The organism is Citrobacter freundii complex sp. CFNIH2 (assembly GCF_002880615.1).
In the GTDB taxonomy this organism is placed as follows: domain Bacteria; phylum Pseudomonadota; class Gammaproteobacteria; order Enterobacterales; family Enterobacteriaceae; genus Citrobacter_A; species Citrobacter_A amalonaticus_F.
The window spans coordinates 1,867,045-1,882,274 of record NZ_CP025757.1; the positions used below are offsets into that span (position 1 = coordinate 1,867,045).

General features: G+C 52.3%; 14 protein-coding genes and 1 pseudogene. 10 read left to right on the top strand and 5 right to left on the bottom strand.

Annotated features, from left to right (window positions below; all coding sequences use genetic code 11):
* Nucleotides 1-63: 63 nt before the first annotated feature.
* A complete protein-coding gene (locus WM46_RS09300; protein ID WP_102603809.1) occupies nt 64-798 on the bottom strand; it encodes a dTMP kinase in 735 nt (244 codons plus the stop codon).
* Between the two features lie 170 nt (nt 799-968).
* Here WM46_RS09300 and WM46_RS09305 point away from each other — a divergent pair, with 170 nt between their 5' ends.
* The 7 genes from WM46_RS09305 (at nt 969) to lptG (ending at nt 7,544) form a co-directional block, all read left to right on the top strand.
* Complete coding sequence (locus WM46_RS09305) at nt 969-1,712, top strand: hypothetical protein (protein WP_102602084.1); 744 nt, start codon at nt 969-971, stop codon at nt 1,710-1,712.
* Nucleotides 1,713-1,723: 11 nt separating this feature from the next.
* Nucleotides 1,724-2,515 carry a hypothetical protein gene (locus WM46_RS09310; RefSeq protein ID WP_102602085.1) on the top strand — a complete coding sequence of 264 codons (792 nt, stop codon included), beginning with the start codon at nt 1,724-1,726 and terminating at the stop codon, nt 2,513-2,515.
* A 111-nt stretch (nt 2,516-2,626) separates the two neighbouring features.
* Nucleotides 2,627-3,964, top strand: a complete 1,338-nt coding sequence (locus tag WM46_RS09315) for a lipopolysaccharide biosynthesis protein (protein WP_102602086.1) — start codon at nt 2,627-2,629, stop codon at nt 3,962-3,964.
* Nucleotides 3,961-4,785: a hypothetical protein gene (locus WM46_RS09320; RefSeq protein ID WP_102602087.1), complete on the top strand. Its 825-nt coding sequence runs from the start codon at nt 3,961-3,963 to the stop codon at nt 4,783-4,785. Before WM46_RS09315 ends, WM46_RS09320 begins: the two co-directional genes overlap by 4 nt.
* Before the next feature lie 52 nt (nt 4,786-4,837).
* Nucleotides 4,838-5,410 carry a YtfJ family protein gene (locus WM46_RS09325; protein WP_102602088.1) on the top strand — a complete coding sequence of 191 codons (573 nt, stop codon included), beginning with the start codon at nt 4,838-4,840 and terminating at the stop codon, nt 5,408-5,410.
* Complete coding sequence (gene lptF, locus WM46_RS09330; RefSeq protein ID WP_102602089.1) at nt 5,410-6,480, top strand: LPS export ABC transporter permease LptF; 1,071 nt, start codon at nt 5,410-5,412, stop codon at nt 6,478-6,480. Before WM46_RS09325 ends, lptF begins: the two co-directional genes overlap by 1 nt.
* On the top strand, nt 6,477-7,544 hold the full coding sequence (gene lptG / locus WM46_RS09335) for an LPS export ABC transporter permease LptG (protein ID WP_102602090.1): 1,068 nt from the start codon (nt 6,477-6,479) through the stop codon (nt 7,542-7,544). Before lptF ends, lptG begins: the two co-directional genes overlap by 4 nt.
* 89 nt (nt 7,545-7,633) lie before the next feature.
* Here the strand turns inward: lptG and spt are convergent, their stop codons facing one another.
* From spt to WM46_RS09355, 4 genes are read right to left on the bottom strand one after another with little or no spacing between them, the layout of a single operon-like run.
* A complete protein-coding gene (gene spt, locus WM46_RS09340; RefSeq protein ID WP_102602091.1) occupies nt 7,634-8,806 on the bottom strand; it encodes a serine palmitoyltransferase in 1,173 nt (390 codons plus the stop codon).
* Nucleotides 8,793-9,053: an acyl carrier protein gene (locus tag WM46_RS09345; protein WP_102603810.1), complete on the bottom strand. Its 261-nt coding sequence runs from the start codon at nt 9,051-9,053 to the stop codon at nt 8,793-8,795. Before WM46_RS09345 ends, spt begins: the two co-directional genes overlap by 14 nt.
* A gap of 29 nt (nt 9,054-9,082) precedes the next feature.
* Nucleotides 9,083-9,997: an NAD-dependent epimerase/dehydratase family protein gene (locus WM46_RS09350; protein ID WP_102602092.1), complete on the bottom strand. Its 915-nt coding sequence runs from the start codon at nt 9,995-9,997 to the stop codon at nt 9,083-9,085.
* On the bottom strand, nt 9,994-11,727 hold the full coding sequence (locus WM46_RS09355) for a fatty acyl-AMP ligase (protein ID WP_222859966.1): 1,734 nt from the start codon (nt 11,725-11,727) through the stop codon (nt 9,994-9,996). Before WM46_RS09355 ends, WM46_RS09350 begins: the two co-directional genes overlap by 4 nt.
* A gap of 382 nt (nt 11,728-12,109) precedes the next feature.
* On the opposite strand from WM46_RS09355, the gene WM46_RS09360 reads away from it, so the two are divergent.
* The 3 genes and pseudogenes from WM46_RS09360 to WM46_RS09370 all read left to right on the top strand — a co-directional run bounded on the left by WM46_RS09360 (nt 12,110) and on the right by WM46_RS09370 (nt 15,230).
* Nucleotides 12,110-13,234, top strand: a complete 1,125-nt coding sequence (locus WM46_RS09360; protein ID WP_102602093.1) for an N-acetyltransferase — start codon at nt 12,110-12,112, stop codon at nt 13,232-13,234.
* A 304-nt stretch (nt 13,235-13,538) separates the two neighbouring features.
* A pseudogene (gene deoC / locus WM46_RS09365) lies at nt 13,539-14,239 on the top strand (deoxyribose-phosphate aldolase).
* Nucleotides 14,240-14,297: 58 nt separating this feature from the next.
* A complete protein-coding gene (locus WM46_RS09370; RefSeq protein WP_061077096.1) occupies nt 14,298-15,230 on the top strand; it encodes a ribokinase in 933 nt (310 codons plus the stop codon).

The window sequence follows — 15,230 nt, forward strand, 5'->3', positions numbered from 1 at the left end:
TGACGGCTCAGCGAAGCGGAATGTGCCTGAGAATGCCCAGCTCGCCAGACTGGGCATGACGACTTACTGAGGATGAAAGCTAACTGCGGACTGATTACCGTCAGTGTGATGATAGCCACGGGCAGCCATAAACGCGGTTATCGCTTTTGTCGCATCCGCCAGCACTTCATCCAGCGGCTGATTCGCATCAATATCAACCAGAGGCGCGCCGCCAAAGGTCAGCTGCGGTGTTATCGCGATTTTTTTTGCCAGCGCTTCTCTGCGGTGATCGGGTTTACGTGCACAGGCAACGTCGAGATCAACATTCAGTTTTATCACTAAATCCGGTTTATGGCTGGCCATCCAGCGAAACGCCGAGCGTTCTTGTTCGGCCAGCCAACTAACGAAACGCCCCCCGTCTGCACTGGCAGGAAATACAGTACCATCATAGGCACCGGGGAATTGTATCTGAGGGTAACGATCGGCTAACACAATTAAGCCCCGCCGACGACATGTCAGCATATGGCGAAACCGCAGTAACCGACGCACAACGAAAGACATAATCACTAATGCAGGTACCGCTCCAGGTAATTTTTTTGCAGTTTTAACTTTATTACGCTCAATAACTTTACTTAATGAATTACCCATTAACGGTAATTTAACCACGGCGCGTCCTACATTTCCTGCCTGCTTACCTAAATGAACTTTTTCAATCGGGCCATATTTCTGCAAACAGATAACAAGATGTTCGCAGACCGTTGTTTTTCCCGAACCATCGCTGCCAATAACGGCTATTAGCGGAAGTTTAATTGATTCCATAAATACACCCTTAAACAAAATACCCACCATGAATAATTTATTATCCGATTCTCCTCCCGGATATAATTGTTAATACTAAAACGACAATTAGCCATTGTCACAACTTTATTGAACAGATATTCTTGGCACTCAACCGCCACCATCAATTAATTATTTAAACTGGAACTTTCGTGAGTCAATATACTATTCCCACTATAAATCCCCCTTTTGCACGGGTGATTGCTATAGTCGGCTGCGATGGTTCAGGTAAATCAACCCTGGCAGCCAGCCTGACCTCGCATCTGGCTTTACAGCTGCCAACAAAACAACTTTATCTCGGGCAGTCCTCTGGTCGTATTGGCGAATGGATTGAACATTTGCCTGTTGTCGGGACATTGCTGGGTCGTTATCTGCGAAAAAAAGCGGCTCGCGTACACCAGCGCCCCTCTGCGCCGCCAGGAAACATCACGGCGCTGGTGATCTTCCTGCTCTCTTGCTGGAGAGCGTACAAATTCCGCAGCATGCTAATCCAGAGTCGGCAAGGCACGCTGTTCATCGTCGATCGTTATCCCCAGGCGGAAGTGCCCGGTTTTCGCTTTGACGGACCGCAGTTAGCCAAAACGGCTGGTGGCAATCGGTGGGTACGACTCCTGAAAGACCGTGAACGCCAGTTGTACCAGTGGATGGCCTCCTGGCGGCCTCTGCTGTTGATCCGGCTGGATATCGATGAAGAAACTGCCTTCTCACGTAAGCCTGACCATCCCCTTGCCGTGCTCCACGAGAAGATCGCGGTCACGCCGCATCTGACGTTCAACGGGGCGACAATCCTCGAACTGAACGGGCGGGAGCCGGCGGATAAAATTCTTACTGCGTCATTACGCTCAATTCAGACCTCTCTTCGCGATCACCGGATCGGAATTGCGAGTCCTTTTTAAGACGGAACGACATGGACACAGAGAACGTAAGCTCCCAGAACGGGCCATTAGCGGAATATATTCCGGGACTGATTGCCGTGGTGGGCTGCGATGGCACCGGTAAATCCACGTTAACCGCGGATTTGGTGAAAAACCTGCAGCAAAGGTGGGTGACTGAACGCCGCTATCTGGGACTGGTTTCCGGAGAAGATGGCGACAAAATCAAACGTCTGCCGCTTATCGGGAGATGGCTTGAACGACGACTGGCGGCCAAATCGTCAAAAACGCAGAGCATGAGTACCCAGGCTCCCGCACTTTGGGCGGCGTTAATTATGTACGGGTTCTCGCTACGCCGGATGGCTAACTTACGCAAGGTCCGGCGACTGGCGCAAAGCGGCGTGCTGGTGATTAGCGATCGTTACCCTCAGGCCGAAATTTCCGGTTTTCATTATGACGGACCGGGGATTGGCGTCGAACGCGCGACGGGCTGGGTGAAAACCCGCATGGCGAAACGCGAATCCCGCCTGTATCAGAAAATGGCGTTATATCGTCCTGAACTCATCATTCGTCTTGATATCGATATTGATACCGCATTTTCCCGTAAGCCCGACCACGACTACAACGAGCTGCGCGACAAAATCGACGTCATGATGAAGATCACCTACAACAGCACGAGAATTCTCGATCTGGATTCCAGAGCCCCCTACCACGAGGTGCTGGAAAAAGCGCTGGTAGCCGCCTCCGTTACGGCCCGGGATTCTCAGCGCAGGCGCGTTTTATCGCAACACGCCAGCGTCCTGCCCGAAATCGGGGAGCACCCATAACGAAAAAATCGCTGAACTCAGGCACTGCGCACGTCACCGGCCTGAGATTTTATGCTGGGCGGGTTTGCTCCTGCTGAGTGATGATTAACCAGGTCTGGCGGGTTTTCTCCCATGAAAAAGTGGTTTGCTGATGGCGCGTTTCGCACCATCATTCGTAACAGCGCCTATTTAGGCTCCAGTAATGTGGTGAGCGCCCTGCTGGGGCTACTGGCGCTTTCCTGCGCCGGTAAAGGGATGATGCCGGCGATGTTCGGCGTGCTGGTCATTGTTCAGTCGTACACCAAAGCCATTAGCGATTTTGCCAAATTCCAGACCTGGCAACTGGTCGTTCAGTACGGGACACCCGCGCTGGAAAACAATAATCTGCAGCAGTTCCGCGATGTGATCTCTTTTTCCTTCAGCCTGGATATCGCCAGCGGCGCGGCGGCGATCCTTTGCGGGATGGGGTTACTGCCGTTTCTCTCGCATTCATTAGGCCTCGACGCCGATAGCTTCTGGCTGGCAATGCTGTACTGCACACTGATCCCTTCAATGGCCTCATCCACCCCAACGGGGATTTTGCGGGCGGTGAACCGTTTTGATTTGATTGCCGTACAGCAGGCCACCAAACCTTTCTTGCGCGCGCTGGGCAGCGTTATCGCGTATTTCGGCGATTTTGGGTTTGCCGGTTTTGTGATCACCTGGTACGCCTCCAGCCTGGTCGGCGGCACAATGTACTGGTGGTTTGCCGCGCGCGAACTGCGTAGCCGGAATATTCACGGTGCGCTACGCCCGCAACTGTTTGAATCAGCGCGCCGCCTTGAAGGCGCATGGAATTTTGTCTGGGCAACCAACTTTGCCCACACGATCTGGTCTGCACGCAACTCATGCAGCACGGTATTGGTGGGGGTCGTTCTCGGTCCCGCCGCCGCCGGGCTGTTTAAAATTGCGATGACTTTTTTTAATGCGACAGGAACGCCCGCGCAGTTGCTTGCAAAGAGCTTTTATCCCGAAGTGATGCGCTTAGATCCGCGCAGCAAAAAACCGTGGCGACTGGGAATGAAATCAGCGCTGCTGGCCGGTGGGATTGGAATCGTCGTAGCACTTGCGGTGGTGATTGTCGGTAAGCCGCTCATTTCGCTGGTTTTTGGCGTTAAATACCTCCAGGCGTATGACCTCATCCAGATCATGCTTGGCGCAATTATCGTGTCAATGTTGGGTTTTCCTCAGGAATCGCTGCTGCTTATGTCCGGTAAACAGCGGGCTTTTCTGACCGCACAGACCCTGGCTTCCCTTGCCTACATTGTCCTGCTACCAGGGCTGTCGCATCTCTTTGGCGTAATCGGCGCGGCCTTTGCTTATTTCGCCGGACAATGCCTGGATGTGCTGCTTTCCCTGATCCCAACGCTACACGCCTATCGCCATCGCCAGCGCTTACCATTTCGCGCAGGCAAAGAGACTCACTCATGACGCACGAAAAATTCTCGCCAGACGTTCTCCAGCGCCTGTTTGTGGCGGTGGAAGAAAACGACATCGTTGATCGCCATGCCGCGCTACCGGAGCGTGTTCACACCTACTGCACCGAGGATAATCTCCGTCGCTGTTATGATCTGTGCCTGCAGTTTTGGGAGGAAGGTTTTACCCGCACGGACTTACTGCGTTTGGTGCTGAAGCAATTACGCGGCGGCGAGCTGTCAGATAACGAACGGATGCAGTATAAATTCATTCGCGCGCGTTATAAGCATTTACGCTTTGCGCTACGTCTCTATCGCAAGAACCACCAGGCCGGCCGTTTATTTAGCAAAACCACCGTTTTTCTCGGCCACTTCCAGGACGGGTTTCGTAACGGGAATAAAACGATTATTGCCACGTATGGAAAGCGCCTGCGTCTTTACCTGAGTCGTCCCGTCTGGTGGGTCGTCCAGTATTCCTTGCGCCACAGTCAGCCAGAGACGGCCAGCGGATTTACAACCTATTGTCAGGCGCAAATGCGCACGCTACGGGATCTGCTGGCCCAACCGCAACTGACAGGTAGTGAATTCCACACCATGCGAAAAATCATCAGTCAGCAGGTTTCTTATTTCGACACGTTACGTTCTCTCGATCCCGACAATCACGATGCTCGCGCCATCTCCCGCTTTCTGGCTGCGATTAACGGTCTGATGGGAGACCGACATGATGAGATGGTGGCTGATGCAATGGAAATGCGAACACCGTACGACGCGCCCTGCGCCCTGAATGGCGATATTCGCGGACGTATCGAGCAATGGCTCGCCCGTTATCCTCTGTAGATTGTCCGGCACAGGATTCCCCATCCCGACTCAGCGAAATAAAGGATCTGCGATGCTGCTACGTCGATTATTGATGATTTCACTTCTGCTCTCACCATGGCTGGCGTCAGCGCATAACTTTGTCGACGGCCAGTCGGTTAAGCCGATTGTCATTACGGATCGCGGCGAATTGCTGCTGGATAATCGCGATACGTTTAGCTACCGAACCTGGAATAGCGGTGAACTGGCGGGAAAGGTGCGCATTGTTCAGTATATCGCCGGGCGAAAATCAGCAAAAAAGAAAAACGCAATGTTGATTAAAGCCGTTAAGGCAGCCAATTTCCCTCCAGACCGCTTTCAACCGACCACCATCGTGAATACCGATGATGTGATCTTTGGCTCTGGTTTCTTTGTCCTCGGCAAGATAGAAAAAAACAAACGCCGCTACCCGTGGGCGCAATTTATCATCGACAGCAGCGGGCTGGGGCGCAGAACCTGGCAACTCAATGAGATGAGTTCAACCATTCTGGTGCTGGATAAAGAGGGCCGCGTCTTGTGGGCCAAAGATGGCGATCTGACGCCGAAAGAGGTGCATCAGGTCATTGCGATGGTACAAAAGATGGTTAACGAATCGCCAGGCCAGTGATGAAATTAATTGAACACTACATCATGACCGGCATTTGTCGACTGGTGATGACACTTGTGGGCTTTCTGATTTTTATTTTCGCCTGCTATTGCGCACAGCGCTACCTGACCGAAGCGGCCAACGGGACATTAGCCCTCGGCGTTGTGCTGAATGTTGTCTTCTATAAGGTGTTGATTGCGCTGGAGATGCTACTCCCTGTTGGTCTGTATGTTTCCGTCGGCGTCACCCTTGGTCAGATGTATACCGATTCGGAAATTACGGCGATAGCCGCCGCTGGCGCCACGCCTTCACGCCTTTATCGCGCCGTGATGTTCCTCGCCATTCCATTGAGTATTCTGGTGACGCTACTGTCCCTGTACGGCCGCCCCTGGGCTTACGCGCAAATTTATCAGTTAGAACAACAGTCGCAGTCAGAGCTGGATGTCCGTCATCTGCAGGCAAGAAAGTTTAACGTCAACAACAATGGGCGGATGATCCTCGCCCGTCAGATTGACTCCGACGCGGCGCATCTGAATGATGCGCTGATCTACACCGCCTCTGACAATAAAACCCGTATCTTCAGGGCCAACAGCGTGGACGTTGTTGATCCCTCCCCCACCACACCCTCAATAATATTGCACTCCGGTACCGCCTATGTCCTGGATCATCAGGGTAGTGATGATAACGAGCAAGTTTTCCGCAATCTCAGACTGAATCTGAAACCGTTCGACCAGAATGACGAGGTCAAACGGAAAGCGAAATCCATAGAAACACTCGCTCGTTCCTCAGCCCCGGCGGATACCGCTGAACGGCAATGGCGGGAAAGTCGCGGAGCCTGCGCGTTGTTCATGGCGCTGCTGGCCGTTCCGTTAAGCCGCGTCAGGCCGCGTCAGGGACGGTTTTCCACGCTGCTCCCGCTTACGCTCTTATTCGTCATCATTTTTTATGGCGGCAATATATGTCGGACGCTGGTTGCCAACGGGGCGTTTCCCGTCACGCCAGGACTGTGGCTGATTCCCCTGCTCATGCTGGCAGGTCTGGTGATTCTGTTGATTCGCGACGGCACGCTGCGGTGGAAAACGCATAAATGAGCATCTTCAGTCGCTATATAATACGCAATCTCTTTTTAGGATTTGCGGCTGCTGCAGGGTTACTACTCCCCCTGTTTACCACCTTTAATCTGATCGGCGAACTCGATGATGTGAGTCCAGGCGGATATCGCTGGACGCAGGCGGTGATGGTCGTGTTGATGACATTGCCCAGGACCCTTATCGATCTTGGCCCCTTTATCGCTTTGCTCGGTGGCATTGTCGGGCTGGGACAGTTGTCGAAAAGCGGGGAATTAACCGCCATACGCACCATGGGATGTTCAATTTTCAAAATCGCCATGGTGACGCTAAGTGCGGGACTGATGCTCATCGTTACCTTCGGCGCCATTGATGAATGGATTGCCTCGCCAATGCAGCAGCAGGCGTTGCAGATTAAAACGCGCTATAGCAATCACGATACGGCAGGAAACATTCTGTGGGCCCGGCGCGGCAATGAGTTTGTGACGGTAAAATCGCTGGATGCGCATCATCAGCCAGAGGGCATTGAGCTGTTTTATTACCGGGCGGACCGCTCTCTGCAACGGTATATCTATGCCCGAACCGCCACCATTTCAGATAACGGTACCTGGCGGCTTGAGGGCGTCAATCAGAAAGAGTGGAGCAACGGCAAGGAGACAACCGAGACGAAAGAGAACGTCGTGTGGTCATCCCTGTTCGCGGGCATGAGTCTTGAGGAACTCACCCTACCCAGCAACAGTTTTTCAGTTAAACAACTCGATCATTATATTTCCTACCTGAAGAGTACAGGTCAACCCAGTCTCGAATTTACGCTGGCGTTGTGGCTAAAGCTGGGACATCCGCTTTTGATCCTGGCGATGATTTTACTGGCAATCCCGTTCACCTTTAGCGCCCCCCGCGCTCCCGGACTGGGGAGTCGACTGGCCGTCGGCGTGATCGTTGGCCTACTGACTTACGTCTGCGACCAGATCATCGTCAATCTGGGACTGCTCTATTCACTGAACGTACAGTTGACCACGCTGGCACCGCCAATATTGCTCCTGGCGGTGGCATTAATACTGGTTTATCGATTCGATCGCCAACCCTGAGATCGTAACATTCATCAGACGGCGTGAGGCGCAGGGGGAAGAAGTTGCAGCAAGTATTCTTAGGAAGAATACCTGCTGCATAGAGCGCATTATTTTTTCAGCTGCGCAAAGGCCTGAATAATCGCATCAATCTGCTCGTAGGTGTGCGCGGCATTGACACTGCAGCGCAGCAACGTGATCCCGGCGGGTGCCGCCGGTGGCAAAATGAGATTCACATAAACGCCAGCGGCGATCAGTTCGCGCCAGATACGCAGTCCCTCTTCTTTTGCGCCAATAATCACCGGCACCACAGGGCTGATGTGTGAACTCAGCTCATAGCCCAGTTTCTCAAGCCCTTCATACAGTCGCGCGGCGTTATCCCACAGCTTTTGCCGCAGCTCCGGTTGTGTTGCGATCGTTTTTAACGCTGAGCGGACGGTTGCAATGCTCGACGGCGAAGGTGATGCGGTGAAAATATAAGGACGACTGGCGTAACGCAGGACATCCATGCCCTGTGCGCCCACGGCAAAACCGCCAATAGAAGCCAGGCTCTTACTGAAGGTTCCCACAATAATATCGACATCCTGCTCCACACCGGCGGCTTCCGCCAGTCCCCGTCCCTTCGCGCCCATCACGCCAAAGGAATGGGCTTCATCGACAATCAAAAAACCACCCAACCGTTTTTTGATCTCAACAATATCGACCAGTGGAGCAATGTCGCCCAGCATGCTGTAAATGCCTTCAACAATGATGATAGCGTCTTTGGCGCGCTCACCAAGGCGCACCATGCGCCGCTCGAGATCTTTCGCGTCATTATGGCGAAAGCGGATAATTTCAGCGCCACCTAACGCACAGGCATCATAAATGCTGGCGTGGCTGTCAGCGTCCAGTAATACCACGGCATTGTGACTGGCAAGCGTGCTGATTATCCCCAAGTTCGCGGTATAGCCCGTGGAGAAGACGATGGCCGATGGCCGGTCAAAAAACTCGGCAATCTCCTGTTCTAAGGCTAAATGTGGTCCATAGCTGCCATTCGCCATTCGCGAACCGGTCGTGCCTGTCCCCTGCCTGGCTAAAGCGGCCTGTCCCTCGGTAATCGCCTGTGGATTAAAGGTGAGTCCCAGATAGTTATTCGTACCCGCCAGAATAATTTTTTGGTTGCCAATCCGTCCTTCCGTTGCGGAAAACACCTCATCGATACAAGTGCCAAATGGGTTAATCCCCGCCATGCTAAATTGTTCCCGCTCGCTGGCCAGGCGCGAGAATTTATCATAAAGACTCATTGATACTCTCCAGATAAGGGATTAACGCTTCCATTAATTGCGCAGGGGTTCTGACATCCAGCAAAATGTTAATAGGGATGGAAATATCGAATTTATCTTCCAGCAACATTAATAAATCCATAACTTTAATCGATTCCAGCCCAAGGTCATTAACCAGATCGCTGTCAGGATGGATATCTACGCCGCTTTCGACCATACCCTGCAAACAATAAAGGGTGTAATCCATTACTTCTTCATGATTTAACATAGAAAATAACATACCTGTAATATAAATAATTAAAATAGCCCCTGCCGTAACGCATATTCCAGGCTAATCCGGGGAAACCAGTTTATTTTCTCACACAGACATTTATTATTTGCCGACCAGTCTGAGTGGATTAATTCACAAACTTTACTCCGGGTTAACATCGGCTCTTTTCCGGCAAACCGACTGATTAACGTACTCGCGTCGGCAAGCAATGTGAGTAACGGTAATGGAATAGTGACGGTGCGAACCGGCCTGTTACGCACTGCGGCCGCAATGTCCTGAATGCGTTGCCAGTTATAGCCACCAGTAACACCATCGCAGAGTTCATAAGGATAAACCGGCGTCCGGTCGGCTATAAGCCATTGACTGACAGCCTGAGCTAAATCGCTCACGTGTAAAAATGACAACCGGCTTTCGGTAGCGCCAAAACGCGGAAGGTAACCGCGCAGCATCGCACGAAACAGCGGAGTTAACTCTTTATCACCGGGTCCATACACTGCCGTAGGACGAAAAATCCCCAGCGTAATCTCTGCGGCCATCGCCGTTAACCGCTGTTCTGCGACAAATTTGGAATTTGCATACCATGAGAGTTCCGGGTGACGTGCTGCAAGCGACGAGATAAACAGAAAGCGTCGGCAACTGCCGCTCTCTTTCGCGGCCTGCATCAGTCGTTGGCTGCCTTCAACATTGCAGCGGGTGAAGATCGCTTCTGTGTGTCCGCGAACCTGCCCTGCACAGTGGATGACGTGTTCCGCTCCGGCGACCAGTTGCGCCAGTGCCTCACTGTCTTCCAGCGAACCCCGGATCCAGACAAGATTATCGCTCGCGTCGTGGCGAACCGTTCGGGTTAACGCCCGAACGGCAAAACCGCGAGACAACAGGTCATCAATGATATGCCTCCCGATAAACCCGGTTCCGCCTGTCACCGCAACCGTGGTGCTCATTGCGAATATCCCGGCACGGGGACTGGAGAGTTAAGCGTCTCAGCGAAGAGATTCAGATAGCGTTTTTTCGCTTCCGCGCGCGCCGGTTTCCCGGATGATGTCCGTGGAATACTGTGCGGCGGTAAGAGTTCGATGCTGACAGAAACACCAAACTCGCTTTGTACCCGTGCGGTCAGGCTATGGACGATCTGCGCCCGACGTTCTTCACAACTGACCCGGCACTGAATCTGTAAAATAATCCGTTCCTGAGACGTCACAAATGCTATCGCATCGCCGGAGTGTATTTCCGGTTCCTGTTCCGCAATGTACTCAATATCCTGAGGCCAGATATTCCGACCACGAATAATGATCAGATCTTTTATACGTCCCGTCACGTACAGGTAGCCATCCAGCAGATAGCCCAGATCCCCGGTATCCATCCATCCCGTTGACTGGATTTCCTTCTGCGAAACGGGATCCTGAAAATAACCACTCATCAGGCTCGGGCCGGAGATGCAGATATGGCCAACGTCCCTTTCAGGCAGTGGGCTCCCAACTTCGTTACGAATTTCAATGCGGTGGCCGGGAAGCGCTTTACCGCAATTCACGAAAGTGGATACCGACCGGGTACTTTTCGTCGGCGCGATCGCTTTACCCTGGTATTCGAGTATGTCGCGATCGACGTCGTTCACTTGTGATCCTGAGGCTTCATCAGAAAAACTCACCGCCAGCGCATTCTCAGCCAGACCGTAGCACGGCATGAACGCTTTGCTGTCAAATCCCGCGCGCTTGAAACATTCGCCGAACTGATTCAGTTGCCCGGCAGAAATGGGCTCTGCTCCCACTCCAGCTACGCGCCAGCAGGAGAGATCCAACCCGGCAAGTTCGTTGTCATTGATACGACGCAGGCATAAATCGTAACCGAAAGGCGGCGCAACGGAGACAGTGCAGCGGTTCTGACTGATTAACTTCAGCCACTGCAGTGGGCGCATGGCAAAATCCTGTGTGCGCAGATAGTCAACAGATAGCTGAGTCGCCACGGGCGTAAGCAGAAAGCCCACCAGCCCCATGTCATGATAAAAAGGCAGCCAGGATACGCAGCGGTCGCTGTCACGTAATTTGATTCCATCACGGCTAATCACACGCAGATTCGACATGACTTCACGATGAGTAATAATGACGCCGCGAGGAAAACGCGTGCTGCCCGAGGTGTACTGAAGGTAAGCAATATCATCTGGCGACGGTGATGGCAGCTCGATATCCTCTTCCGGCAACGCATTAAATTGCGCATTGCTGAGAATGTGGATTGCCGCGCCATGTTCGTTGACCCCATTTATCAGTGACAGCCATTGGTCACTGCTGATGATGGCCGCAGGCTGGCAACTGGCGAGCAGGCCCTGCAATTTCGCGGAGTAAGAATCGCGTTGTCCAACCCCCATAGGAATGGCCAGCGGAACCGCCACCACCCCCGCATACTGACACGCAAAAAAGGCTTCGACAAAACCTACGCTGGTTTCCGCAATCAGCGCGACGCGATCGCCCTTCTTGAGATTCAGCGAAAGCAACCGTCGGGCCCCGGCTTTTGCCCGCATTTTTAGCTGGCGGTACTCCAGTACGGCTTCAGGCTGGTTACGTCGATCATAAAAATTCATTCCTGCATTTCCCAAAGCGGCATAGTCCAGAGCTTCCACCAGGGTTGAAAAGTCAGCATAACGCATAGGAAGAGAATGAGTTGAGATTCTATTGGACATATACACCATGAAAATGTTTGAATTTAAAATCACTGGATATACAAAACAAATAATCGGCGGAGGATAATATAAATTAAATAGTCATTAAACAGTACTTCTTTTTTTGGCAAAAGATCATCAACAAAACAAATAACTTTCCGCCTTTCAATTTTAATAATTATGATATTAACCAGCTAAATATTTTATTTCATTCCCTGCATAGAGAGTTATCATTAACGCTCTGTCCGCCGCCGGCACTACGTTTTACCGCGCTGTTTTATCGCCAACCGCATTAAGTGGTAAAAGAGAAAAATAGACATTCAGTAATTTATTTCGTTTCGACTGACAACATGGCAGTCAATGTCATTATGTTTATTTCTGCACTTTTTATTTAAGGCTATTTATGATTCAGATACAAAAAGTCATGAATAAACATGACCTCAACGCGTTTATCTCTTTCCCCTCTTCACTTTATTGCGCCGACGACAGCTGGATCGAACCCTTGCACTTTGAACGCGCAGAGCATCTGTCAGCAAAAAATCCAGGTTCCGAACATATCCGTTGGCAGGCATGGGTCGCTAAAAAAGCGGGACGCGTCGTCGGGCGTATCACGGCACAAATTGATACCCTGCATCATAAACGGTATGGCGACGACACCGGTCATTTTGGCATGCTCGACGCCATCGACGACCCCGAAGTCTTTAGCGCACTGTTTGCCGCCGCCGAATCATGGCTGAAATCCGCCGGGGCGCAAAAAATCACCGGACCTTTTAGCCTGAACATTAACCAGGAAAGTGGCCTGCTGGTTGATGGTTTCGAGACGCCGCCCTGTGCGCTGATGCCGCACGGGAAACCCTGGTATGGCGCTCACGTGGAACAACTGGGATACACAAAGGGAATCGATCTGCTGGCCTACTGGATGCAGCGCACCGATTTATCTTTCTCACCGTCGCTGGTCCGACTGATGGATCAGGTGCGTCAAAAGGTCACCATCCGCAGCATCAACCGTAAGCGGTTTAGTGAAGAAATGCAGATTCTGCGTGAAATTTTTAACTCCGGATGGCAACACAACTGGGGATTTGTCCCCTTCACGGAACACGAATTCGCCACCATGGGCGAGCAGCTCAAGTTCCTTGTTCCGGACGATATGATTCACATTGCTGAAATAGATTCCGTGCCTTGCGCCTTTATCGTTGGCCTGCCGAATATTAATGAGGCGATTGCCGATCTCAAGGGTCGGCTGTTGCCTTTCGGCTGGGCTAAACTGTTCTGGCGACTGAAAGTGAGCGGCGTGCGCACCGCGCGAGTGCCTCTGATGGGCGTTCGTCAGGAATATCAGTTCAGCCGCATTGGCCCGGTCATGGCTCTGCTGTTAATTGAGGCATTACGCGACCCGTTTGCCAGACACCATATTGACGCGCTGGAGATGTCCTGGATTCTGGAGTCAAACAGCGGGATGCGCACAATCCTGGAGCGCATCGGCGGAGTTGCCTATAAGCGCTATCGCCTGTACGAAAAACAACTCTGATCGCAGTCTGAAGAAGCAAACGCGGAGCATCGGTAAGCCCCCTCCGCGCTTTTTGCTGTGGACTGACGCCAGCCCTCATGTAAGCAACAACGCGTTCCTGCCTGAAAACTGCATTCTGTCTTAATCCCCCTCGTTCATGATGGCCTCCCGCCGTGCGGAATTGCGACTGATGTCGCAAAAATTTCACCCTGAAAATTCTGTCCATATAGCCGGGATTCTTGCCTATCACACATTTTCTGCCCCCTCCCTAAAGTAGGTCTTAGCCCATAACGTATGTTTTTTCAGCTAACAGGAGTCGCAGTAAATGATCGATTTTAATGACCCACGTCAGGTAGCCAAAGCCATTCAATTCACGAACGTCAATCCTGACTTAACCCGGGAAGGGCTTATCCAGCATCTGAATATCTGTATGGAGTATCAGTTTGATGCGGCAATGATTGCCCCCTGCTGGGTCTCCCTTGCCAAAGATGTGCTGAAAGGGACAGGGGTTCGTGTCGCCACAACCGTGAACTTTCCGCAGGCGAACGACACCACCGCAATGAAAGTTGCCGTGGTGCGCGAACTGGCAAAAGAAGGTGCCGATGAGTTTGATTTCCCACCCAATCCGGGTTTTCTGCTGGGGGGGAGGATGAACTTTATTTCCGTGAGCTGAAGGAAGTCACCCATGTCGCGCATGACCTGGGAATGAAAGTGAAAGCCATGCTGGAATTTGGTTTCATCACCGAAGAAGCGATGAAAATCAAAGCTACCCGTTATGCCTATGAAGCCGGTATTGACTGGGTGAAACAGTCAAGCGGTTGGGGCAAAGGCGGTTGCGCCGCAACGGTGGAAGATGTGCGACTTCTCAAAGCTCACATCCAGGCGCCTTGCCGGGTCAAAGTCTCCGGTAAAGTGAATACGATTGAGAAAATGAAAGAGATGTTCGTAGCGGGTGCTGAATTAGTGGGGACCAGTTCCGGTCCTGAACTGGTCAAAGGACTGGTTGGCGACATCAACGCTTATTAACCGAAATGTGCCGCTGGCCGCAGCGGCACAACGCCCTGCACAATTTAAGGAGTATGTGATGAGTGTATTTATTCTCGGTAGCTACGCGAAAGCGCTGGTCATGACCGCTGAACGTATCCCGCTCGCCGGGGAAACGCTAATCGGACATGACTTCCGCCAGACATGGGGAGGAAAAGGCTCCGACATGGCGGTTCAGGCCGCGCGCTTAGGGGCCGATGTCGCCTACAGCGGCGTGGTGGGTAATGACACCTTCGGTAATGAGTTTATCGAACTGATGCAGGAAGAAGGGATCAATATTGATGCGCTGACCCTGACCAGCGAACTGCCCACCGGCGCGGGCCTGATTATTAAGGACAAAGAAGGACGCAATGTCATTGTGGTAGATATGGGGGCTAACAAGCTTTTTACCCCTGCCCTTGTCGATAACGCGCTGCAGCAACTTAAAAACAGCCACGTGGTGTTAACCCAGTTAGAAATTCCGCTCGAAACGGCGCTCTACGGTTTAAGAAAGGCCAAAGCGCTGGATAAGACGACGATTCTCAACCCGGCGCCGGCCAGAGATCTTCGCGGACGCGATTTGAGCGCGGTTGACTTCCTGACGCCCAATGAAACGGAAGCTCGTGTCGCACTAGGGCTGGCTCCGGACGATCCGCTGAGTAACCGCGAGGTTGCCGACAGGCTACTGGAAACGGGATGCCGCTATGTGGTGATGACGCTGGGGGACGCGGGCGCGGCGGTCTACACCGCTGATACGACGCTGGAGATACCGCCCTGTCTGGTAGACGTCGTCGATAGCAACGGCGCAGGTGATAGTTTTAACGCCGCCCTTGCTGTGGCGCTGGATGAAGGTAAACCCGTTAACGAAGCGGTCCTGTTTGCTAACGCCACGGCGGCACTGTGCTGCTCTGACTGGGAAACGGTTCCCTCTTATAAATATCGCAGCGATGTCGATGCCTGGATGCAATTCAACCTGAGCCGAAGGAATCCATAA

What these genes read in the sequence shown, in the direction of transcription:
- WM46_RS09300 (WP_102603809.1), bottom strand. Translation starts at nt 798, where the DNA reads ATGGAATCAATTAAACTTCCGCTAATAGCCGTTATTGGCAGCGATGGT.
- WM46_RS09310 (WP_102602085.1), top strand. Translation starts at nt 1,724, where the DNA reads ATGGACACAGAGAACGTAAGCTCCCAGAACGGGCCATTAGCGGAATAT.
- WM46_RS09315 (WP_102602086.1), top strand. Translation starts at nt 2,627, where the DNA reads ATGAAAAAGTGGTTTGCTGATGGCGCGTTTCGCACCATCATTCGTAAC.
- WM46_RS09320 (WP_102602087.1), top strand. Translation starts at nt 3,961, where the DNA reads ATGACGCACGAAAAATTCTCGCCAGACGTTCTCCAGCGCCTGTTTGTG.
- WM46_RS09325 (WP_102602088.1), top strand. Translation starts at nt 4,838, where the DNA reads ATGCTGCTACGTCGATTATTGATGATTTCACTTCTGCTCTCACCATGG.
- lptF (WP_102602089.1), top strand. Translation starts at nt 5,410, where the DNA reads ATGAAATTAATTGAACACTACATCATGACCGGCATTTGTCGACTGGTG.
- lptG (WP_102602090.1), top strand. Translation starts at nt 6,477, where the DNA reads ATGAGCATCTTCAGTCGCTATATAATACGCAATCTCTTTTTAGGATTT.
- spt (WP_102602091.1), bottom strand. Translation starts at nt 8,806, where the DNA reads ATGAGTCTTTATGATAAATTCTCGCGCCTGGCCAGCGAGCGGGAACAA.
- WM46_RS09345 (WP_102603810.1), bottom strand. Translation starts at nt 9,053, where the DNA reads ATGTTAAATCATGAAGAAGTAATGGATTACACCCTTTATTGTTTGCAG.
- WM46_RS09350 (WP_102602092.1), bottom strand. Translation starts at nt 9,997, where the DNA reads ATGAGCACCACGGTTGCGGTGACAGGCGGAACCGGGTTTATCGGGAGG.
- WM46_RS09355 (WP_222859966.1), bottom strand. Translation starts at nt 11,727, where the DNA reads ATGTCCAATAGAATCTCAACTCATTCTCTTCCTATGCGTTATGCTGAC.
- WM46_RS09360 (WP_102602093.1), top strand. Translation starts at nt 12,110, where the DNA reads ATGATTCAGATACAAAAAGTCATGAATAAACATGACCTCAACGCGTTT.
- WM46_RS09370 (WP_061077096.1), top strand. Translation starts at nt 14,298, where the DNA reads ATGAGTGTATTTATTCTCGGTAGCTACGCGAAAGCGCTGGTCATGACC.